25 protein-coding genes and 3 pseudogenes are annotated in these 19,796 nt (G+C 64.4%); 25 read left to right on the plus strand and 3 right to left on the minus strand.

Going from position 1 to position 19,796, the window contains the following annotated elements:
* Nucleotides 1-10 precede the first annotated feature (10 nt).
* From TVNIR_RS03075 to TVNIR_RS18580, 5 genes are all read left to right on the plus strand, one after another.
* Nucleotides 11-232, plus strand: a complete 222-nt coding sequence (locus tag TVNIR_RS03075; protein WP_237251713.1) for a helix-turn-helix domain-containing transcriptional regulator — start codon at nt 11-13, stop codon at nt 230-232.
* A gap of 103 nt (nt 233-335) precedes the next feature.
* Entirely contained in the window at nt 336-560 is a 225-nt protein-coding gene (relB, locus tag TVNIR_RS03080; RefSeq protein ID WP_006748723.1) for a type II toxin-antitoxin system RelB family antitoxin, read from the plus strand.
* On the plus strand, nt 544-846 hold the full coding sequence (locus TVNIR_RS03085; protein WP_043739186.1) for a type II toxin-antitoxin system RelE family toxin: 303 nt from the start codon (nt 544-546) through the stop codon (nt 844-846). The genes relB and TVNIR_RS03085 overlap by 17 nt, the downstream gene beginning before the upstream one ends.
* A gap of 152 nt (nt 847-998) precedes the next feature.
* Nucleotides 999-1,268, plus strand: a complete 270-nt coding sequence (locus TVNIR_RS03090; protein ID WP_015257514.1) for a BrnT family toxin — start codon at nt 999-1,001, stop codon at nt 1,266-1,268.
* The gene (locus TVNIR_RS18580; RefSeq protein ID WP_083499328.1) at nt 1,252-1,551 is read left to right on the plus strand and encodes a BrnA antitoxin family protein; all 300 of its coding nucleotides are present in this window, start codon (nt 1,252-1,254) and stop codon (nt 1,549-1,551) included. The genes TVNIR_RS03090 and TVNIR_RS18580 overlap by 17 nt, the downstream gene beginning before the upstream one ends.
* Nucleotides 1,552-1,858: 307 nt before the next feature.
* Here TVNIR_RS18580 and TVNIR_RS03095 read toward each other — a convergent pair whose 3' ends face one another.
* A complete protein-coding gene (locus TVNIR_RS03095) occupies nt 1,859-2,428 on the minus strand; it encodes a hypothetical protein (protein WP_211263140.1) in 570 nt (189 codons plus the stop codon).
* An 83-nt stretch (nt 2,429-2,511) separates the two neighbouring features.
* Between TVNIR_RS03095 and TVNIR_RS03100 the strand changes: the two genes are divergently transcribed.
* The 8 genes from TVNIR_RS03100 (at nt 2,512) to TVNIR_RS03135 (ending at nt 7,275) form a co-directional block, all read left to right on the plus strand.
* Nucleotides 2,512-2,766 (plus strand): HicA family toxin-antitoxin system toxin component, encoded by a 255-nt coding sequence (locus TVNIR_RS03100; protein WP_015257517.1) that lies wholly within the window; start codon nt 2,512-2,514, stop codon nt 2,764-2,766.
* A complete protein-coding gene (locus TVNIR_RS03105; RefSeq protein WP_015257518.1) occupies nt 2,756-3,091 on the plus strand; it encodes a type II toxin-antitoxin system HicB family antitoxin in 336 nt (111 codons plus the stop codon). Before TVNIR_RS03100 ends, TVNIR_RS03105 begins: the two co-directional genes overlap by 11 nt.
* Nucleotides 3,092-3,421: 330 nt before the next feature.
* The gene (locus TVNIR_RS03110; RefSeq protein WP_418081377.1) at nt 3,422-3,760 is read left to right on the plus strand and encodes a MarR family EPS-associated transcriptional regulator; all 339 of its coding nucleotides are present in this window, start codon (nt 3,422-3,424) and stop codon (nt 3,758-3,760) included.
* Nucleotides 3,761-3,913: 153 nt separating this feature from the next.
* Nucleotides 3,914-5,224, plus strand: coding sequence for a nucleotide sugar dehydrogenase (locus TVNIR_RS03115; protein WP_015257520.1), 1,311 nt, complete (start codon nt 3,914-3,916; stop codon nt 5,222-5,224).
* 179 nt (nt 5,225-5,403) lie between these two features.
* Nucleotides 5,404-5,673, plus strand: coding sequence for a BrnT family toxin (locus tag TVNIR_RS03120; protein ID WP_006749145.1), 270 nt, complete (start codon nt 5,404-5,406; stop codon nt 5,671-5,673).
* Nucleotides 5,657-5,956 (plus strand): BrnA antitoxin family protein, encoded by a 300-nt coding sequence (locus TVNIR_RS03125; RefSeq protein WP_006749146.1) that lies wholly within the window; start codon nt 5,657-5,659, stop codon nt 5,954-5,956. Before TVNIR_RS03120 ends, TVNIR_RS03125 begins: the two co-directional genes overlap by 17 nt.
* Nucleotides 5,957-6,078: 122 nt before the next feature.
* Entirely contained in the window at nt 6,079-6,510 is a 432-nt protein-coding gene (locus TVNIR_RS03130; RefSeq protein ID WP_015257522.1) for a type II toxin-antitoxin system HicB family antitoxin, read from the plus strand.
* Nucleotides 6,511-7,062: 552 nt separating this feature from the next.
* The gene (locus tag TVNIR_RS03135) at nt 7,063-7,275 is read left to right on the plus strand and encodes a type II toxin-antitoxin system HicB family antitoxin (RefSeq protein ID WP_006749149.1); all 213 of its coding nucleotides are present in this window, start codon (nt 7,063-7,065) and stop codon (nt 7,273-7,275) included.
* A gap of 476 nt (nt 7,276-7,751) precedes the next feature.
* Here the strand turns inward: TVNIR_RS03135 and TVNIR_RS20370 are convergent.
* Nucleotides 7,752-7,954, minus strand: a pseudogene (locus TVNIR_RS20370) (hypothetical protein).
* A gap of 198 nt (nt 7,955-8,152) precedes the next feature.
* Here TVNIR_RS20370 and TVNIR_RS03140 point away from each other — a divergent pair.
* From TVNIR_RS03140 to TVNIR_RS20125, 9 genes and pseudogenes are all read left to right on the plus strand, one after another.
* Nucleotides 8,153-8,491, plus strand: coding sequence for a MarR family EPS-associated transcriptional regulator (locus tag TVNIR_RS03140; protein ID WP_083499329.1), 339 nt, complete (start codon nt 8,153-8,155; stop codon nt 8,489-8,491).
* A 570-nt stretch (nt 8,492-9,061) separates the two neighbouring features.
* Nucleotides 9,062-10,015: a GDP-L-fucose synthase gene (gene fcl, locus TVNIR_RS03145; RefSeq protein WP_043739189.1), complete on the plus strand. Its 954-nt coding sequence runs from the start codon at nt 9,062-9,064 to the stop codon at nt 10,013-10,015.
* Nucleotides 10,016-10,114: 99 nt separating this feature from the next.
* Nucleotides 10,115-10,417, plus strand: coding sequence for a type II toxin-antitoxin system HigB family toxin (locus tag TVNIR_RS03150; protein ID WP_015257525.1), 303 nt, complete (start codon nt 10,115-10,117; stop codon nt 10,415-10,417).
* 11 nt (nt 10,418-10,428) lie between these two features.
* Nucleotides 10,429-10,800: a helix-turn-helix domain-containing protein gene (locus tag TVNIR_RS03155; RefSeq protein WP_015257526.1), complete on the plus strand. Its 372-nt coding sequence runs from the start codon at nt 10,429-10,431 to the stop codon at nt 10,798-10,800.
* Nucleotides 10,801-11,037: 237 nt separating this feature from the next.
* The gene (gmd, locus tag TVNIR_RS03160; protein ID WP_015257527.1) at nt 11,038-12,264 is read left to right on the plus strand and encodes a GDP-mannose 4,6-dehydratase; all 1,227 of its coding nucleotides are present in this window, start codon (nt 11,038-11,040) and stop codon (nt 12,262-12,264) included.
* A gap of 91 nt (nt 12,265-12,355) precedes the next feature.
* Nucleotides 12,356-12,544, plus strand: a pseudogene (locus TVNIR_RS20375) (MBL fold metallo-hydrolase); the annotation flags it as partial.
* 630 nt (nt 12,545-13,174) lie between these two features.
* Entirely contained in the window at nt 13,175-14,272 is a 1,098-nt protein-coding gene (locus TVNIR_RS19555) for an MBL fold metallo-hydrolase RNA specificity domain-containing protein (protein ID WP_418081378.1), read from the plus strand.
* A gap of 105 nt (nt 14,273-14,377) precedes the next feature.
* Nucleotides 14,378-15,013: a nucleotidyltransferase domain-containing protein gene (locus TVNIR_RS03180; RefSeq protein ID WP_237251714.1), complete on the plus strand. Its 636-nt coding sequence runs from the start codon at nt 14,378-14,380 to the stop codon at nt 15,011-15,013.
* A 159-nt stretch (nt 15,014-15,172) separates the two neighbouring features.
* Nucleotides 15,173-15,418, plus strand: a complete 246-nt coding sequence (locus TVNIR_RS20125; RefSeq protein ID WP_015257530.1) for a hypothetical protein — start codon at nt 15,173-15,175, stop codon at nt 15,416-15,418.
* A gap of 473 nt (nt 15,419-15,891) precedes the next feature.
* On the opposite strand, the pseudogene TVNIR_RS20380 reads toward TVNIR_RS20125, so the two are convergent.
* Nucleotides 15,892-16,094: pseudogene (locus TVNIR_RS20380) on the minus strand (hypothetical protein).
* A gap of 204 nt (nt 16,095-16,298) precedes the next feature.
* Here TVNIR_RS20380 and TVNIR_RS03190 point away from each other — a divergent pair.
* From TVNIR_RS03190 to TVNIR_RS03200, 3 genes are all read left to right on the plus strand, one after another.
* Entirely contained in the window at nt 16,299-16,637 is a 339-nt protein-coding gene (locus tag TVNIR_RS03190) for a MarR family EPS-associated transcriptional regulator (protein WP_083499330.1), read from the plus strand.
* Between the two features lie 374 nt (nt 16,638-17,011).
* The gene (locus TVNIR_RS03195; RefSeq protein ID WP_015257532.1) at nt 17,012-18,520 is read left to right on the plus strand and encodes a nucleotide sugar dehydrogenase; all 1,509 of its coding nucleotides are present in this window, start codon (nt 17,012-17,014) and stop codon (nt 18,518-18,520) included.
* 193 nt (nt 18,521-18,713) lie between these two features.
* Nucleotides 18,714-19,763: a Gfo/Idh/MocA family protein gene (locus TVNIR_RS03200; RefSeq protein ID WP_015257534.1), complete on the plus strand. Its 1,050-nt coding sequence runs from the start codon at nt 18,714-18,716 to the stop codon at nt 19,761-19,763.
* Nucleotides 19,764-19,796 lie beyond the last annotated feature (33 nt).

Raw genomic sequence — 19,796 nt, forward strand, 5'->3', positions numbered from 1 at the left:
GCGTCTCTCGATGATCCCGAAGATCGCGCGGCCGGCCTGCTGGCATTGCGCACCGTTGCCGAAGCCTACGGTGGGCTGGGTTGCTGTGGCCGCCGAGGCAGGCATCAGCCGTGAATCGCTCTACCGGGCGTTGTCACCCAGGGGCAACCCGACCCTGAAGACGCTCGTGGCTGTGCTGAAGACGGTGGGCATGCGGCTCTCCGTCGAACCCGAGCATCGCGAGTCGGCATAAAGCGCCGATTCGCGTGCGAGGCACGTTCCTACAGGAGCACCGCCACGCGCACGGCGTCTGGGCTTTCGCTATACTTGTATAGCCATTGATTGGAGGACATCCGATGCTCGCATTACGGCTTCCCGAGGATGTGGAAGAACGCCTGGCGGCCCTCGCCAAAGCCACAGGACGAAGCAAAAGCTACTACGCCCGCGAGGCGATCCTGCAGCATCTGGACGATCTGGAAGACATTTACCTGGCTGAACAGCGCCTGATCGATCACCGCAAAGGAAGCGGCGAGACAGTCTCCATGGACGAAATGAGGCGCCGGCTTGAGCTGGACGATTGAATTTGATCGCCGCGTGGAGAAAGACCTGCGTGCATTGGACAAGCCATCGGCACGCCGGATTCTGAAATACCTGAACGAGCGTATCGCGCCATTGGACGACCCGCGGCGTCTGGGCAAGTCGCTGACTGGGGAATTGGGCGAATACTGGCGCTACCGCGTGGGTCCGTACCGAATCATTGCATCGATAGAGGATGAACGGTTTCGGGTGCTGGTGGTGCGTGTGGCTCACCGCAATGCGGTCTATCGCCAGGGCCTCGGGGCTCGCAATGACAGGCCGTCGCGATGACGGTGGGTGAACCTGTAGGAGCGGGCCCCGCCCGCGAACGCGCCGCAGGCGCGGCTGAGGTGGGTGCGGCATCCAGCACCGATTCGCGTGCGAGGCACGCTCCCACCGAGGCATCGGCGATGCCGACCTGAGCCCGTTTGCACTGGATTTCCATGGAACTGGAATACGACCACGACAAGGATGTGCGCAATCTCGCCAAGCACGGCGTGTCCCTCGCAGAGGCTTCGAGACTCGAGTGGGATACGCTTCTCGCTTGGGAAGACCGGCGCAAGCACTACGGTGAACCGCGGATGGCGGGACTTGCTCTGATGAACGACCGGCTCTACACGGTAGTCGATGTAGAACGAGGAGCAAGACGCCGTATCATCAGCCTGCGCAAGGCCAATCGGCGAGAGGTAAACCGCTATGCATCTGAAAACTAAGTCGGGCCGAAGGGTGATCCTGCCCACACCCGAGGAGGATGCAGCCATTACGGCAGCCGCTGCAGACGATCCCGATAACCCTGTCCTGAGCGACGCCGAATGGGATGAAGCCCGCCTCCGTGCCGTCCGCCCCGAGCCCGATACGGGCAAGGAACGCGTAGCGGTTCGTCTCTCCGCATCGGTGGTTCAACGTTTTCGTGCCACGGGTTCCGGCTGGCAACGACGCATGGATGCAGCCTTGCAAGATTGGCTGAAGCATCACAACCCGGAGCAATTGCCGTAGCGCCGAAGCCCTCGTGTGGGAGCGAGCCCCGCCCGCCGTCGCGCCGCAGGCGCGCCTCACGCTGGGAGTTCGTTGAACGCCGATTCGCGCGCAGACACGCTCCCACAGGGAGCCACCGCAGCGATGCCTACCGCTTGCGGCCCTGCGCGAGACTGGGATAGTTTGGCCAACTAGCCGGTGACGTGGTCTTGGTGCCGTTCCCTTTACCGACTTCAGCGCTGCGAAAAGACGCCCGGTGCTCGTCATCCACCCAACGGATTCGCTCGGGGATATCGTCTGCATGGCCATCACGTGAATACTCCCCTCATTATGCTGCGCATGGATAAGGGGCTTCACTCTCTCGCTGCCAGAGCGTTGAGAGGGTGACCGGTATTCTCGGTTTACCGGGGGAGCTTCTGTCCTCCGGCAACTGCCCGGCCTTGCGGTAGAGCCCGCGGCAAAACCCTTTCGACAGCTTGGCGGTCTTGCGTGCCTTGCCGCGAATCCGGGTGCCGCGTTGATTGCGACGGTCTATGTCCGCGGCCGGATGAAAGAACTTCCGGGCCACGACAGTGCCGTCCGAGGTCACGATGCTGGCCGTGGCCAGCGTGTTGATCCCGATATCGATCGCACACACGCGATCGGCATCGGGCAGGGATTCGGGCTCTATTGCCACCGGCACCGACAGGTGGCAATGCCGGTTCACGACCAGCATCGGGGACTGGATCGTACCCAGTCGGTGCCGGTTGCGGACGCTCCGGACCGGGATGTCGTGCCACAGCCACTCGCGGCCGTCCCAAAGCTTGATGCTGGCGACGGTGAAGTCTTCGTGGAACTTGACCATTTGCCCACGGTACAGGGCGGGCTCCCGGCCCAGGCTGTACAACCTGCTCGACAAGTACGGTCTGCGCTGACCCGATGCGCGAAGGTGCATCGCCCGAACCTTGACATCGTGGTACCAATAATGGAACCATTCTAACTATGGCGTCGGTAGAAAAAATCCTGGCGCGGATGCGCGAGGAGCCGAAGAACATTCGCTTTGTCGACCTGAAGAAGGTTTGTGAAGCGTATTTCGGGGTACCGCGGCAAAGCGGCACGAGCCACCTGGTATTTAAGACGCCTTGGCCTGGCGATCCACGGGTCAACATCCAGAATGCGGGCGGGCAGGCGAAGCCGTATCAGGTCCGGCAGGTGCTGCAGGCAATCGAGAAGCTGGAGAACGGCGATGAGCGCTGATCACTACACCTACCGCGTGACCTGGTCCGTTGAAGATCAGGAGCATGTTGGACTCTGCATCGAGTTTCCATCCCTCACTTGGCTCGCAGACACGCCGGAAGCGGCGCTGAGCGGCATCCGCACGCTGGTGCATGACGTCATCGACGATCTGCGGGCGAGTAATGAGCCTGTTCCCGAGCCGCTTGCGGAGCGCAAGTACAGCGGCGAATTCCGGGTTCGCATTCCGCCCGAGCTGCACCGGCAGCTTGCCATGGCGGCGGCCGAGCAGGGCATCAGTCTGAATCGATTGGCTAGTGCCAAGCTGGCGGGTGAAAAGGTCAACTGACGTTGTTTCGCAACTCGAGCCTCGCGCCCCAACAGTAGCGAGCCCGGCCCGCGAACGCGCTCGCTGGCGCGCATCGGGCAGGGTCCCACATCCAGCGCCGCTTCCCCCGCGGGCACCCTCCCACCGGGGCGACCGGGCATTGACTTCGGTTCACCACTTGAACGAACATTCACAAGTCTTAACCAACGGCCTATATCCCGTTTGGCCAATGCCAACCGGTCACCACTCCTCATCCCTTCCGGAGGGTGCCGCCACAGGCCCGCCCCGGCGCAGCAAAACGCGCACGGGAATGGCGGTAGCGTGCCCGAAGCCACAACCCAGCCCGAACCCCTGAAAACCCTCCCGGAAGAAACCCGCCTGCAGGCCCTGCGCCTGCTCGCGGAGAACCCCGAACTCACCCAGCGCGAGCTGGCGGATGAGCTCGGCATCAGCCTGGGGGCGACGAACTACGTTCTGCGCGCGCTGATCGACCAGGGCTGGGTGAAGGCCGAGAACTTCCGCAAGAGCCACCGCAAGCGCGCGTACCTCTACCTGCTCACCCCGGCGGGCCTCGCCGAGAAGCTGCGCGTGACTCGCGCCTTCCTGGCGCTGAAGCAGGCGAAGTACCGGGCGATCGAACAGGAGATCGAAACGCTGCGGCGGGAGTTGCGGGAGGAGACCGGTGCTTGAGCGTTGGGGTAGGCGCGCCAGGGGCATGCGGGGCGCCATTCAATTGCGAGCCCGCGGCCCGCGAGCGGAGGGTGTCCCAGAGACCCGAATGGAATTCCGTCCCCATCCACGCGATTCCGCCCGTCCATTTCAGCCCGATAGGGAATGCTGCCCATGCCCCTGAGCCCGGAATCCCCGCTCGCCATCATCGGCCTCGGCTACGTCGGCCTCCCCCTCGCGGTGGAATTCGCGAAGCGCCGCGACGTCATCGGCTTCGACATCAACGCCGCGCGCATCGCGGCCCTGCAGGGCGGCCATGACGCGACGCTGGAAGTGGCGGACGACGAACTCCGGCAGACGATGGCATCGGGGCGGTTGCGCTTCACCACGAATCCCCAAGACATCGCCGCCTGCACGATCTACATCGTCACCGTGCCGACGCCCATCACCGAGGAGAAGCGCCCCGACCTGCGCCCGCTGCTAAGCGCGTCGAAAACCGTGGGCCCACTCCTGAAACCCGGCGACATCGTGATTTACGAATCCACCGTCTACCCCGGCTGCACCGAGGAAGACTGCGTGCCGGTCCTGGAGCGCGAATCCGGCCTGCGCTGCAACGAAGGCTTCTACGTCGGCTACTCCCCGGAACGCATCAACCCCGGCGACAAGGAACACCGCGTTTCGACGATCAAGAAGGTCACCGCCGGCTCCACCCCGGAAATCGCCGAGACCATCGATGCGCTCTACCGCGAGATCATCACCGCCGGCACCCACAAGGCCGAGAGCATCCGCGTCGCCGAGGCTGCCAAAGTCATCGAGAACACCCAGCGCGACCTGAACATCGCGCTGATGAACGAACTCTCCGTGCTGTTCGCGCGTCTCGGCATCGATACCGACGCCGTCCTGCGTGCCGCCGGCACCAAGTGGAACTTCCTGCCGTTCCGGCCCGGCCTGGTCGGCGGCCACTGCATCGGCGTCGATCCGTACTACCTCACCGAGAAGGCGGAACGCGTGGGCTACATCCCGCAGGTCATCCTCTCGGGCCGGCGCATCAACGACAACATGGGCCGCTACGTCGCGCGCACGACCCTGAAGAAGATGATCCAGAACGGCACGGACGTCACCCAGGCGACCGTTGGCGTGCTCGGCCTCACGTTCAAGGAGAACTGCCCCGACCTGCGCAACAGCCGCGTGATCGACATCATCCGCGAACTGCAGGACTACGGCGTCCGTGTGGTCGCCGAAGATCCCTACGCGCATCCGGAAGAAGTCGCCCACGAATACCCGGGCGTCGAACTCGGGCGCATCGACGCCGAACACCCGGTCGACGCCCTCGTCGTCGCCGTCGGCCACGACGTCTACGCCGAGCGCGACGCCCAGACCCTGCGCACCCTGCTGCGCGGCGAGAAACCCGTGCTCGCCGACGTCAAGAGCCTCTACGACCGGCATGCGCTGGCCGAGGCCGGGGTCACGGTCTGGCGGCTTTGAACGGGAAACACGAGCCCGGCCGGCGCCAGACGCATCCAACCGTGCTGAAGAGAGACCCGCTCGCTAACGTGCCATAGGCACGGGTGGGGTGGGTGCCGGATCCAAAGCCGATTCGCATGCGAGGCACGCGCCTATCGGGTTCGGTGATGCCGACCTGAGCCGGTTTGCGCTGGATTTCCATGGAACTGGAATACGACCACGACAAGGACGCGCGCAATCTCGCCAAGCACGGCGTGTCGCTCGCAGAGGCCTCGAGACTCGCGTGGGATACGCTTCTCGCTTGGGAAGACCGGCGGAAGCACTACGGTGAACCGCGTATGGCGGGACTTGCTCTGATGAACGACCGGCTCTACTCGGTAGTCTATGTAGAACGAGGGGCAAGACGCCGTATCATCAGCCTGCGCAAGGCCAATCGGCGTGAGGTAAAACGTTATGCATCTGAAAACTAAATCGGGCCGAAGGGTGATCCTGCCCACACCCGAGGAGGATGCGGCCATTACGGCAGCCGCTGCGGACGATCCCGACAACCCTGTCCTGAGCGATGACGAGTGGGACGAAGCCCGGCTTCGTGCCGTCCGCCCCGAGCCCGATACGGGCAAGGATCGCGTAGCGGTTCGTCTCTCCGAACAGGTTGTGCAACGTTTCCGTGCCACGGGTTCCGGCTGGCAAGGGCGCATGGACGCGGCCTTGCAGGATTGGCTGAAGCATCACAAGCCGGAGCAATTGCCATAGCGCCGATGCCCTCGTGTAGGAGCGAGCCCCGCTCGCGAACGCGCCGCAGGCGCGGCTGAGCCCGGTGCACCGCCCAACGCCGATTGGCGTGCAAGGCACGCTCCCACAAGTGAGACAGCGTCATGCATGCCTTCGTTTATCCAATCGCCTTGATCGACGATCCGGACGGCGGCTTCGTGATGGCCTGCCGGGACCTGCCCGAAGCCATCACCCAGGCCGAGAACCGCGCTCAGGCACTGGAAGAGGCGGAAGGTGCCTTGCAGGCCGCGATCGAAATGCGTATCCAGGACGGCACGGCCATCCCGACGGCGAGCCGCCCGAGGCGTGGAGAACTCCTGGTGGCCGTACCCATCGGCACCGCGATGAAGGCGGCCTTGTATCTCGCCATGCGCGAGCAGGGCGTCAGCAAGAGCGAACTGGCCCGTCGGCTCGGCGTGAACGAAAAGGAAGCCCGACGCATGCTGGATCCGAGGCACAGCACCAAGGTCCCGGCGCTTGAACACGCGCTACACATACTGGGCAAGCGGGCGGAACTGCGCGTAAACGGCCTGTGATCTCGGCGCAAGGGGTCCAGCGCAAGGGGTCAGACCCCGGCTCGAAGCCCCCGGTTCGAAGCTCCGAACGCCGATGCGCGCGCAGGCACGCTCCCGCAGGGGTAATTCGCGCGGGAAGGGAAACCCCGAACCCTGTCCTCTACTCGACACCGGAACCAGGGATGGAGAATGGGAAGATACTCTAAGCTCAAGGCGGTCATCCTCGCGGGGACCGCCGACGCCAATGTGGATTTCGCTGCCTTGTGCCAGCTTCTGGTTCGGCTCGGGTTTGAACAACGGGTGAGAGGTAGCCACCATATCTTCACGCGCGCGGACATCTAGGGAAACGCTGAAGAACTCGTCATCGCGAGGAGCGAAGCGACGTGGCGATCCATAAGGCACTGATTTCGTGGGTTCCGCTTGGATTGCCGCGCTTCGCTCGCAATGACAGGGCCCTTTGTTCAATGTTTCCCTAGGAAATCCTCAACCTGCAACCCAAGGCGAACAAGGCCAAGCCATATCAGGTCAGACAAGTCCGGGGCATACGGGTGAAATATCGGCTTGGAGAGAGCGATGTCGATTAAGTACGAGCTCATCGTGTACTGGAGTGAAGAGGAGCAGGCGTTCGTGGTCGAAGTCCCGGAACTTCCCGGTTGCATGGCCGACGGGTCGAGCTACGAGGAGGCCATTGCCAACGCTCAGCGGGTGATCGAAGACTGGATCGACACCGCGCAGCGTCTGGGGCGCCCCATTCCAGAACCCAAAGGACGCCTGATGTATGCCTGACCAAGCGGCGCGCTGACGGCCGATTCGCGTGCAGGCACGCTCCTGCAAGGCGGGCTCCCGGACCCTGTAGGAGCGGGCCTCGCACGCGAACGCGCCGCAGGCGCGGCTGAGATGGGTACAAGGTTCGACGCCAACTCGCCTGCGAGGCACGCCACAGCGTGCATTTTCCTGGGAAGGGTAACCCGCTGTGAGTGAGCCAATAGACCGTGCGATCTATGCTTTCGCCTGCGCATTCGGCAAGAAACACAGAAGAATTCGCTCTTCACCATTGCAACTGCCCACCGAACCCGGTACCGTCCCCAGCGGTTCACGGATTGAACGGATCCGTCTGGAACCCATTACCACCGCGCTCCCAACCGTTTGGAGTCGGCGCGGGGGGCGAACTACCGCGCGTGCAGCGGCGCGAACCGAGGCTCGGATGGCCGCCAAAGGCACCCGGGGATGGCGGTAGCGTGTCCGAAGCCACAACCTAACGGTCATGGCCAGCGGCCACCCCCGATGATGAAAGAGGCGTAGGCGTAGGGCGGAAAAGGCCGAAGGCCGTCATCCGCCAGCTGGCGCAGGATTGCCGCGGGCGCCTGGGCACTGCGAACGCCGTACGGCGGATGACGCTGCGCTATTCCGCCCTACGGGTCGCCCGGGACACGCGACAGGCCGGGACTTTCACGCTAACGGTCATGGCCAGCGGCCAGCCCCGATGATGAAAGAGGCGTAGGCGTAGGGCGGAAAAGGCCGAAGGCCGTCATCCGCCAGCTGGCGCAGGATTGCCGCGGTCGCCTGGGCACTGCGAACGCCGTACGGCGGATGACGCTGCGCTTTTCCGCCCTACAGGTCACCCCGGACGCGCGCCGCGGGTTCTTTCACCCAACCCGAACCTTTGAAACCCTTCCCCGAAGAAACCCGCCTGAAGGTCATGCGCCTGCTGGCGGAGAACCCCGAGCTCACCCAGCGCGAGCTTGCGGAAGCGCTCGGCATCAGCCTGGGCGCAACGAACTACTGCCTGCGCGCGCTGATCGACAAGGGGCTGGTGAAGGCCGAGAACTTCCGCAAGAGTCACCGCAAGCGCGCCTACCTGTACACGCTCACGCCGAGCGGTATCGCCGAGAAGTTGCGCGTCACCCGCGCCTTCCTCGCCCGCAAGCAGGCCGAATACGAGGCCATCGAACGCAAGATCGAACAGCTGCGCCAGGAACTGCAGGAAGAGGGCCGGCCATGACCGGCCCCGTACCGCAGCCATGACGTTAGACGCCATCGTCACCGCGAAAGAGCCGCAGCCACCCCCACCGTCACTGCGAGGAGCCCACAGGGCGACGCGGCAGCCCCCCTCGTCACTGCGAGGGGGCGAAGCCGACGCGGCAGTCCACACGCCGTCTGGATTGCCACGGGCCTCCGGCCCTCGCAATGACCATGCAGATGCAACCGTCACTGCGAGGAGCCCACAGGCCGACGCGGCAGCCCCCCATCGTCACTGCGAGGAGGCGAAGCCGGCGCGGCAGTCCACACGCCGTCTGGATTGCCACGGGCCTCCGGCCCTCGCAATGACCATGCAGATGCAACCGTCACTGCGAGGAGCCCACAGGCCGACGCGGCAGCCCCCCTCGTCACTGCGAGGAGGCGAAGCCGACGCGGCAGTCCAACCGCCGCCTGGATCGCCACGGGCCGCCAACCCTCGCAATGACCATGCAGATGCAACCGTCACTGCGATGACAGCGGGGTTGGCCTCCGCCCCGCGCGCTGACCTCACCCCACTCCCCAGTCCCCACTACCCAATACCCACACCCCACAGATGCCCAAAATCTTCATAGCAGGCCACCGCGGCATGGTGGGCTCCGCCATCGTCCGCGCCCTCACTGCACGCGGGCACGACCCGGCGCGGATCCTGACCCGCACCCGCTCCGAGGTCGATCTCCTGAATGCGTCGGAAGTCCGCGACTTCTTCGCCGAAGAACAGCCGCAGCAGGTCTATCTCGCCGCGGCCAAGGTCGGCGGCATCCACGCGAACAACACCTACCCGGCCGAGTTCATCCACGACAACCTCGCGATCGCGACCAACGTCATTCACGCGGCGCACCGGCACGGGGTGCCGAAACTCCTGTTCCTCGGCTCCTCCTGCATCTACCCGCGCCATGCCGAACAGCCGATGCGCGAGGACGCGCTGCTGACCGGCACGCTGGAACCGACCAACGAGCCCTACGCGATCGCCAAGATCGCCGGCATCAAGCTCTGCGAGAGCTACCGCCGCCAGTACGGCCGCGACTACCGCAGCGTGATGCCCACGAACCTCTACGGGCCAAACGACAACTACCACCCCGAGAACAGCCACGTGGTGCCCGCGCTGCTGCGCCGTTTCCACGAAGCCAAGCAGCAGAACGCGAAGGCAGTGGTGATCTGGGGCACCGGCACCCCGAAGCGCGAATTCCTGCACGTCGACGACATGGCCGCGGCCTGCCTGCACGTGATGAACCTGCCCGAAGATACCTACTGGGGTGCGGTACACCCGATGCAGAGCCACATCAACATCGGCACCGGGCAGGACTGCAGCATCCGCGAACTGGCCGAGACCATTGCGCGCGTGACCGGCTACGAGGGTCGTCTGACCTTCGATAGCAGCAAGCCCGACGGCATGCCCCGGAAACTCCTTGACACCAGCCTGATCCGCTCGCTGGGCTGGCAGCCGCGCATCGCGCTCGAAGACGGTCTGAACGACGCCTACCAATGGTTCACCGAGAACGCCTTCTAGGTGCTGGCCCCGCCCGCGAACGGGCCGCAGGTGCGCCCATCCACAACACCCGAGGGCACGCTGCGTTGCAAAGGTCCCAAATTGGGACTAGCATGAGACATGCGGGTCATTGCCCATAGAACGCTACAGGCTTTCTGGCGGCAGCACCCCCAGGCAGAGCAGCCGCTGAAAGCCTGGTACGACGAGGCCAGAAAAGCGTCCTGGCAAACGCCGGCAGACATCAAGGCGCACTACCGTAGCGCGAGTTTTGTCGGCAACAGCCGCGTGGTGTTCAACATCAAGGGCAATGACTACCGCCTGATCGTGGCCGTCGCCTACCGGGTCGGGATCGTGTACGTCAAATTCATTGGCACCCATGCGCAATACGATGCGGTGGATGCCGCCACTGTAGACATCAACTGAAGGTCAGGAGCATGGAAATCAAACCGATTCGCGACGAGCCAGCCTACCGCGAAGCCTTGCGGGAGATTGCCGTGCTCATGGAATCCGATCCTGCGCTGGGCACGCCGGAAGGCGACCGGCTGGACGTGCTTTCGACCCTCGTGGAAGCCTATGAAGCACGCACGTTCCCAATGGACCTGCCGGACCCTGTTGAAGCCATCCTGTTTCGCATGGAGCAGCAGGGCCTCAGCCCCAAGGATCTGGAGCCAATGATTGGGAAACGTAACCGCGTGTACGAAGTGCTGAGTCGCAAGCGGCCGCTGACGCTGGCCATGATCTGGCGCCTGCATAACACGCTGGGCATCCCTGCCGAGAGCCTGATTCGCCGGCCGGCAGAGCGCTAACTGCCTGTGTTGCGTGGTTTGCCACGCCGCCCGCGACCTTCGTGAAGCCCAACGCAAATCCTGAGAAGGATTAGCCACGGAAAACACGGAAGACACGGAATTGTTCTAGGTTTTAACCCTTCCGTGCATTCCGTGTCTTCCGTGGCTACCCCTCTTCCGTGCTTTCCGTGTCTTCCGTGGCCCAAACCCTTCCGTGTCTTCCGTGGCCCAAAATCCCTTCACCCCAGGTAACTGTCAGTGACCAAAACCGCACTCATCACCGGCATCACCGGCCAGGACGGCGCCTACCTCGCCGAATTCCTCCTCGCCAAGGGCTACACCGTCCACGGCATCAAACGCCGCACGAGCCTGTTCAACACCGACCGCATCGATCACCTGTACCAGGATCCGCACGATCCGGACCGGCGCTTCGTCCTCCACCACGGGGACATGACCGACGCGACCTCCCTGATCCACATCATCCAGAAAACGCAGCCCGACGAGATCTACAACCTCGCCGCGCAGAGCCACGTGGCGGTGAGCTTCGAGGAACCCGAATACACCGCGAACTCCGATGCCCTCGGCGCGCTGCGCGTGCTCGAGGCCATCCGCATCCTCGGCCTCGAAAAGAAGACCCGCTTCTACCAGGCCAGCACCTCGGAACTGTTCGGCAAGGTGCAGGAAATCCCGCAGAAGGAGACCACACCGTTCTACCCGCGCTCGCCGTACGCGGTGGCCAAGCTCTACGCCTACTGGATCACGGTCAACTACCGCGAGGCCTACGGCCTCTACGCCTGCAACGGGATCCTGTTCAACCACGAGTCGCCGATCCGCGGCGAGACCTTCGTCACCCGCAAGATCACCCGCGCGCTCGCGCGCATCAAGCTCGGCCTGCAAGACACCCTCTACCTCGGCAACCTCGACGCCAAGCGCGACTGGGGTCACGCCAAGGACTACGTCGAGATGCAGTGGCTGATGCTCCAGCAGGAGCGCCCCGAGGATTTCGTGATTGCGACGGGTCAGCAATACAGCGTCCGCGACTTCGTAAATGCCGCGGCCGCCGAACTCGGCATGGAAATCCGCTGGGAAGGGCAGGGCCTCAACGAAAAAGGCTACTGGCCTAATAGGCCCACAACCGTCACTGCGAGCAGCCCACAGGGCAATGCGGCAGTCCACACCCCCTCGTCACTGCGAGGAGGCGAAGCCGACGAGGCAGTCCAACCGCCGCCTGGATTGCCACGGGCCTCCGGCCCTCGCAATGACGGCGAACGTGCCATCATCGCCGTAGACCCCCGCTACTTCCGCCCCACCGAAGTCGAAACCCTTCTCGGCGACCCCACCAAGGCGCGCGAAAAACTCGGCTGGACACCCCGGATCACCTTCCAGGAACTCGTCGCCGAAATGGTTCGCGAAGACCTCGCCATCGCCCAGCGCGACGATCTGGTGCGCAATAGCGGCTACACCGTGATGAATCACCACGAATAGCCAAGGCGAGCAAGCGATGCGTCATCCCCGGCACGGTAGGGGACTCGCTCGCGAACGCGCCCCAGGCGCGGCCCTTCTATCCGACGCATACATGACCTACCCAACCCTCACCCACCACGGCGGCGCACAGGGCGTCACCGGCAGCTGCCACCGCTTGCAGCTGGCGCCGGATCGCGCGCTGCTCGTCGATTGCGGCCTGTTCCAGGGCCAGGACGCCGAAAGCGCCGACAACCTCGAACAACACCGCGTCACCTTCCCCGTGCACGACGTGCTGGCGCTGATCGTCACCCACGTGCACATCGACCACGTCGGTCGCCTGCCGTACCTGCTCGCCGCTGGCTATCGGGGCTCGATTCTCTGCTCCGCTCCCTCGGCCCGGCTGCTGCCGTTGGTGATCGAAGACGCCCTGAAAGTCGGTTTCACGCGTGACCGCACGCTCATCGAGCGCTTCCTCGAGGAAGTGCACAGCCGCCTTGTCCCGCTCGAATACCAGACCTGGCACACCCTCATCGATGACGCACGCCACCACGTCCGCATCCGCCTCCAACGCGCCGGCCACATCCTCGGCTCCGCCTACGTGGAAGTGGACATCCAGAATCCTGCCGCCTCCCCGTCACTGCGAGGAGCCGCCCTTACCCCGTCACTGCGAGGAGGCGAAGCCGACGCGGCAGTCCAACCGCCGCCTGGATCGCCACGTCGCTCCTCTCCTCGCGATGACGCCCTTGCCTCGTCCCTGCGAGGAGCCCAACCCCCCTCGTCACTGCGAGGAGCCGCAGCCCAACCCCCATCGTCACTGCGAGGAGGCGAAGCCGACGCGGCAGTCCATGCGCCGCCTGGATCGCCACGTCGCTCCTCTCCTCGCGATGACGCCCTTGCCTCGTCCCTGCGAGGAGTCCAACCCCCCTCGTCACTGCGAGGAGCCGCAGCCCAACCCCCATCGTCACTGCGAGGAGGCGAAGCCGACGCGGCAGTCCAACCGCCGCCTGGATCGCCACGGGCCTTTGCCACGGCCTCCGGCCTCGCAATGACAGGCCCTCGCGATGACGGTGGGGCGGTGTCGTCCGGCCCTCGCGATGACGGTGAGGAGGTGTCTTCCGGCCCTCGCGATGACGAGGCAGAGGAGGCCACCACCCGCATCGTCTTCTCGGGCGACCTCGGGGCCCCGAACAGCCCGCTGCTCCCGGCCCCCAACCCGCCGGAGCGCGCGGACATCCTCGTCCTCGAAAGCACCTACGGCGACCGTGTGCACGAAGATCGCAGCACCCGCCAGGCGCGCCTGAAGGCCGCGATCGACCACGCGCTGGAAAACAACGGCACCGTCGTCATCCCGGCGTTCAGCATCGGCCGCACTCAGGAACTGCTGTACGAACTCGAAGACCTCATCCACCAGGCCACCGACCCGCACTGGCAGGACCTCGAAATCATCGTCGACTCACCGCTCGCCGCCCGCTTCACCGAGGCCTACCGCGACCTAAAGCCCTATTGGGACCTCGAGGCCCACGACCGCCTGGACCACGGCCGCCACCCGCTGGCCTTCGAGAACCTCTACACCGTGGACAGCCACGAAGAACACCTGCAGACCGTCGACTACCTCGCGCGCACCGGCCGCCCCGCGGTCGTCATCGCGGCGAGCGGCATGGCCGCCGGGGGCAGGGTGGTGAACTACCTCAAGCGCATGCTCGGTGACGAACGCCACGACGTACTGTTCGTCGGCTACCAGGCCGAAGGCACCCCCGGCCGCGCCATCCAGCGCCACGGCCCGCGCGGCGGCTGGGTGCAGCTCGACGGCGAACGCATCGACATCCGCGCCCGCATCCACACGATCGGCGGCTACTCCGCCCACGCGGCCCAGAACGACCTGCTCGCCTTCATCCAGGGCATCCCGCAAGCGCCGAAGGAAATCCGCCTGATCCACGGCGAACGCGACGCCCGGGAAGCCCTGAAAACCGAAATCGAAACCTGGGCCGAAGCCAACGGCCAAGCAGTCCAAGTCACATGTGCCGCGTAACGCACCCGCGCGCGCAGGGGTCAGACCCCGGTTTTTCTTTACCGAAGCGGAAGAAGGCGAAGGCTGGACTTGATCGTACCCATAACAGGCACTAAAGTACCCAATATGGGTTCCATTCCACCGCAAAGCATGCCCTCGGCTGAAGCCGTGCGTACCAGCCATTTCGGGTCCGCCCTGTTCACCGAGACCCAGCAGCGGGTGTTGGGGTTTCTGTTTGGCCGGCCCGAACGCAGTTTTTACGCCAAGGAACTGATCAAGCTGACAGCCTCGGGTTCCGGCGCCGTACAGCGGGAACTCAAGCGCCTGGAAACGAGCGGCCTCGTGACCGTGCGCTGGCAGGGCAATCAGAAACACTATCAGGCCAACCCCGAGTCACCGATTTTTGTTGAACTGTGCAGTATCGCCCTAAAAACCTTTGGTCTTGCCGAGCCCATCCGCGAGCGCCTGAACCGTCTCTCGGACGATATCCACGCGGCGTTCATTTATGGGTCGGTGGCCAAGCAGAGTGAACACGCTGGCAGCGATGTCGACCTGTTGGTCATCAGCAGCGAAGTGACGTATGGCCAACTCATGGGCATTCTCGAGTCGGTGGAGCAACTGCTGGGGCGGCGCATCAATCCGACCCTCTACACGCCGGACGAATTCCAGCGTCGCCTGGAGCAACGCAACAGCTTTCTGATGCGCCTGCTGGAACAACCCAAGATCTGGCTCATCGGAAGCCAACATGACCTCGGCACTTGAAAACCTCTGCGCCCCGGCAAGCCGCTGCGCCAGGAAGCGCCCGATCAGGCCGAATTTGACGGACTGCTCCGTTCCGGCAAGGTTCGCCTCAAGGATGCGCAAAACACGCAGAATGCCATCGAGAGCCGCTTTGACCTCGCCTACAACGCCGCCCACGCCTTGTGCCTGGCGGCGCTGCGGCAGTTGGGCTTCCGCGCGCAGCATCGCTACATCGTGTTCCAGGTATTGCCGTACACCCTCGGCCTTGGCCCGGAGATCTGGCGCGTACTCGACAAATGCCACCACCAACGCAACCTCGCGGAATATGAAGGCATGCTGGACGTAGACGAGCAGCTTTTTGCCGAACTCCTCCGTGCAACCGCTACTGTTTTGAAGACGATCGAGCAGCGCTATCCGCGGCAATGAGCGGATCGCCGCGACCGCGGGTGTACCCAGCCGCCTCGTCCCGCTCGAATACCGGACCCTGTAGGAGCGAGCCCCGCTCGCGAACGCGCCGTAGGCGCGGCTGAGATGGGTGCAAGGTTCGACGCCAACTCGCCTGCGAGGCACGCCACAGCGTGCATTTTCCTGGGAAGGGTAACCCGCTGTGAGTCGAAGCCAATAGACCGTGCGATCTATGCTTTCGCCTGCGCATTCGGCAAGAAACACAGAAGAATTCGCTCTTCACCATTGCAACTGCCCACCGAACCCGGTACTTTCCCCAGCGGTTCACGGATTGAACGGATCCGTCTGGAACCCATTACCACCGCGCTCCCAACCGTTTGGAGTCGGCGCGGGGGGGCGAACTACCGCGCGTGCAGCGGCGCGAACCGAGGCTCGGATGGCCGCCAAAGGCACCCGGGGATGGCGGTAGCGTGTCCGAAGCCACAACCTAACGGTCATGGCCAGCGGCCACCCCCGATGATGAAAGAGGCGTAGGCGTAGGGCGGAAAAGGCCGAAGGCCGTCATCCGCCAGCTGGCGCAGGATTGCCGCGGTCGCCTGGGCACTGCGAACGCCGTACGGCGGATGACGCTGCGCTTTTCCGCCCTACGTATCGCCCGGGACACGAGACAGGCCGTGACTTTCACGCTAACTGCCATGACCCGTGTGGCCACCCCCGATGATGAAAGAAGCGTAGGCGTAGGGCGGAAAAGGCCGAAGGCCGTCATCCGCCATTCCCACGCCGGGGTTGCCGCGGGCGCGCAGGGGCGCTACGAACGCCGTACGGCGGATGACGCTGCGCTATTCCGCCCTACAGGTCACCCCGGACGCGCGCCGCGGGTTCTTTCACCCAACCCGAACCTTTGAAACCCTTCCCCGAAGAAACCCGCCTGAAGGTCATGCGCCTGCTGGCAGAGAACCCCGAGCTCACCCAGCGCGAGCTTGCCGAAGCGCTCGGCATCAGCCTGGGCGCAACGAACTACTGCCTGCGCGCGCTGATCGACAAGGGGCTGGTGAAGGCCGAGAACTTCCGCAAGAGCCACCGCAAGCGCGCCTACCTCTACACGCTCACGCCGAGCGGCATCGCCGAGAAACTGCGCGTCACCCGCGCCTTCCTCGCCCGCAAGCAGGCCGAGTACGAGGCCATCGAACGCGAGATCGAACAACTGCGCCAGGAACTGCAGGAAGAGGGCCGGCCATAACCGGCCACGTACCGCAGCCATGACGTTGGGCGCCATCGTCACCGCGAAAGAGCCGCAGCCACCCCCCACCGTCACTGCGAGGAGCCCACAGGGCGACGTGGCAGTCCAACCGCCGCCTGGATTGCCACGGGCCTCCGGCCCTCGCAATGACCATGCAGATGCAATCGTCACTGCGAGGAGCCTGGGATTGCGAGGCCGAAGGCCGTGGCAAAGCCGACGTGGCAGTCCACACGCCGCCTGGATGGTCAAGGAGCTCCGGTCCTCGCGCTGCCGGCGGGAAAACGAATCCGCCCGACATTCGCGCATAAGAAAATCCGCGTCCATCCGTGCCCATCCGTGGCTAAAAAAGCCCTGCCAACAAAGGCCCACTCCCCATGACCCTCGCCATCATCGGCCTCGGCTATGTCGGCTTGCCGCTTGCGGTGGAATTCGCCAAGCGCCGCGACGTCATCGGCTTCGACATCAACGCCGCACGCATTGCGGCCCTGCAGGGCGGCCATGACGCGATGCTGGAAGTGGCGGACGACGAACTCCGGCAGACGATGGCATCGGGGCGGTTGCGCTTCACCACGGACCCCCAGGACATCGCGGCCTGCACGACCTACATCGTCACCGTGCCCACGCCCATCACCGAGGAAAAGCGCCCCGACCTGCGTCCGCTGCTGAGCGCCTCGAAAACCGTGGGCCAGGTCCTGAAACCCGGTGACATCGTGATCTACGAATCCACCGTCTACCCGGGCTGCACCGAGGAAGACTGCGTGCCAATCCTGGAACGCGAATCGGGCCTGAAGTACATCACCGCAGCCCAGCCCTCACCGTCATCGCGAGAAACGAAGCCTTCAGCAGCGAGGAGCGAAGCGACGTGGGCGGCAGCCGACGCGGCAGTCCAACCGCCGCCTGGATCGCCGCCGGCCTTAGCCACGGCCTCTGGCCTCGCAATGACAGGCCCTCGCGATGACGCTGATGCCCCGTCATTGCGAGGAGGCCGTCAGGCCGACGTGGCAATCCACGAAAATGGCTTCCACGTCGGCTACTCCCCCGAGCGCATCAACCCCGGCGACAAGGAACACCGCGTCTCCACCATCCAGAAGGTCACCGCCGGCTCCACCCCGGAGATCGCCGAGACCATCGATGCGCTCTACCGCGAGATCATCACCGCCGGCACCCACAAGGCCGAGAGCATCCGCGTCGCCGAGGCTGCCAAAGTCATCGAGAACACCCAGCGCGACCTCAACATCGCACTGATGAACGAACTCTCGGTGCTGTTCGCGCGTCTCGGCATCGACACCGACGCCGTCCTGCGTGCCGCCGGCACCAAGTGGAACTTCCTGCCGTTCCGGCCCGGCCTGGTCGGCGGCCACTGCATCGGCGTCGATCCGTACTACCTCACGCACAAGGCCGAGAAGATCGGCTACATCCCGCAGGTCATCCTCTCGGGACGGCGCATCAACGACAACATGGGCCGCTACGTCGCGCGCAGCACCCTCAAGAAGATGATCCAGAACGGCTGCGACGTGACCAAAGCCACCGTCGGCGTGCTCGGCCTCACGTTCAAGGAAAACTGCCCCGACCTGCGCAACAGCCGCGTGATCGACATCATCCGCGAACTGCAGGACTACGGCGTGCGCGTGATCGCCGAAGACCCCTACGCAGACCCGGAAGAAGTCGCGCAGGAATACCCCCAAGTGACCCTGGGCGCGGTCACCCCGGAAACCCCCGTGGATGCCCTCGTCGTCGCCGTCGGCCACGACGTCTACGCCGAACGCGACGCCGACACCGTCCGAGCGCACCTACGCGGCGAAAGCCCCGTCCTCGCCGACGTCAAAAGCCTCTACGACCGCCACGCACTCGCCGCCGCCGGCATCACCGCCTGGCGCCTCTGATCTCAAGAGCCACAGGCGTTTTGAGCCACGGATGGACACGGACAAACACGTTGAGCCACGGATGAACACGGATGAACACGGATAGAATTAAATTTATAGAAAATCCGTGTTCATCCGTGTTCATCCGTGTCCATCCGTGGCTAATCCAATCCACACGTAAGCCAGCCCCCCACGCCAACCAAATCACAGGCCAATGAACGAACCCATCAAGGACCGAAAGATCCGCATCGCCGTCGTCGGCTGCGGCCGCATCTCGAAGAACCACTTCGGGGCCATCGAGCGCCACGCCGAAAACATGGAACTCGTCGGCGTCTGTGACACCCACGGGCCCACGCTCGAACAACACGAAAACGCGTACAAGGTTCCCGGGTTCAGGAGCCTGCCGGAACTCCTCAGCACCGCCGAGCCGGACGTCATCTCTCTCTGCAGCCCCAGCGGCCTGCACCCGGAGCAGACCATCACCGCCGCACGCCACGGCGTGCACGTGATGACGGAAAAGCCGATGGCCACCCGCTGGCAGGACGGCGTGCGCATGGTCAAGGCCTGCGACGAGGCCGGGGTGCATTTGTTCGTGGTGAAACAGAACCGTCGCAACGCCACCCTGCAACTCCTGAAACGCGCAGTCGCTGAAAAGCGCTTCGGCCGCATCCACATGGTGCACCTGAACGTCTTCTGGAGCCGTCCGCAAAGCTACTACGACCAGGCCAAGTGGCGCGGCACCTGGGAGTTCGACGGTGGCGCGTTCATGAACCAGGCCAGCCACTACGTCGATCTCCTCGACTGGCTGATCGGCCCGATCGACAAGGTGCAGGCGATGGTCAGCACCACCCGCGACATCGAAGTCGAAGACACCGGCGTCCTCAACGTCCGCTGGCGCAACGGCGCCCTCGGCTCGATGAGCGTCACCATGCTCACCTACCCGAAAAACCTCGAAGGCAGCATCACCATCTTGGGCGAGCAGGGCACCGCACGCATCGGCGGGGTGGCCGTCAACGACATCCAGATCTGGGACTTCGCCGAACCGCGCGACTACGATGCCGACATCAAGGCCGCGAACTACGAGACCACCTCGGTCTACGGCTTCGGCCACCCGCTCTACTACAAGAACGTGGTCGACGTACTCCGCGGCGAAGCCGAACCCGAAACCGACGGCCGCGAAGGCCTCAAATCCCTCGAAGTCCTCATCGCCGCCTACCTCTCCGCCCGCGACGGCCGCACCGTCTCCCTGCCGCTCGAGTATTAGCCACGGATGGACACGGATAAACCCGGATTGGGT

Source organism: Thioalkalivibrio nitratireducens DSM 14787 (genome assembly GCF_000321415.2).
GTDB classification, from domain to species: Bacteria; Pseudomonadota; Gammaproteobacteria; order Ectothiorhodospirales; family Ectothiorhodospiraceae; genus Thioalkalivibrio; species Thioalkalivibrio nitratireducens.

Coding starts and splice junctions, on each gene's coding strand:
- TVNIR_RS03075 (WP_237251713.1), top strand. CDS start 11: ATGATCCCGAAGATCGCGCGGCCGGCCTGCTGGCATTGCGCACCGTTG.
- relB (WP_006748723.1), top strand. CDS start 336: ATGCTCGCATTACGGCTTCCCGAGGATGTGGAAGAACGCCTGGCGGCC.
- TVNIR_RS03090 (WP_015257514.1), top strand. CDS start 999: ATGGAACTGGAATACGACCACGACAAGGATGTGCGCAATCTCGCCAAG.
- TVNIR_RS18580 (WP_083499328.1), top strand. CDS start 1,252: ATGCATCTGAAAACTAAGTCGGGCCGAAGGGTGATCCTGCCCACACCC.
- TVNIR_RS03100 (WP_015257517.1), top strand. CDS start 2,512: ATGGCGTCGGTAGAAAAAATCCTGGCGCGGATGCGCGAGGAGCCGAAG.
- TVNIR_RS03105 (WP_015257518.1), top strand. CDS start 2,756: ATGAGCGCTGATCACTACACCTACCGCGTGACCTGGTCCGTTGAAGAT.
- TVNIR_RS03115 (WP_015257520.1), top strand. CDS start 3,914: ATGCCCCTGAGCCCGGAATCCCCGCTCGCCATCATCGGCCTCGGCTAC.
- TVNIR_RS03120 (WP_006749145.1), top strand. CDS start 5,404: ATGGAACTGGAATACGACCACGACAAGGACGCGCGCAATCTCGCCAAG.
- TVNIR_RS03125 (WP_006749146.1), top strand. CDS start 5,657: ATGCATCTGAAAACTAAATCGGGCCGAAGGGTGATCCTGCCCACACCC.
- TVNIR_RS03130 (WP_015257522.1), top strand. CDS start 6,079: ATGCATGCCTTCGTTTATCCAATCGCCTTGATCGACGATCCGGACGGC.
- TVNIR_RS03135 (WP_006749149.1), top strand. CDS start 7,063: ATGTCGATTAAGTACGAGCTCATCGTGTACTGGAGTGAAGAGGAGCAG.
- fcl (WP_043739189.1), top strand. CDS start 9,062: ATGCCCAAAATCTTCATAGCAGGCCACCGCGGCATGGTGGGCTCCGCC.
- TVNIR_RS03150 (WP_015257525.1), top strand. CDS start 10,115: ATGCGGGTCATTGCCCATAGAACGCTACAGGCTTTCTGGCGGCAGCAC.
- TVNIR_RS03155 (WP_015257526.1), top strand. CDS start 10,429: ATGGAAATCAAACCGATTCGCGACGAGCCAGCCTACCGCGAAGCCTTG.
- TVNIR_RS03180 (WP_237251714.1), top strand. CDS start 14,378: ATGGGTTCCATTCCACCGCAAAGCATGCCCTCGGCTGAAGCCGTGCGT.
- TVNIR_RS03195 (WP_015257532.1), top strand. CDS start 17,012: ATGACCCTCGCCATCATCGGCCTCGGCTATGTCGGCTTGCCGCTTGCG.
- TVNIR_RS03200 (WP_015257534.1), top strand. CDS start 18,714: ATGAACGAACCCATCAAGGACCGAAAGATCCGCATCGCCGTCGTCGGC.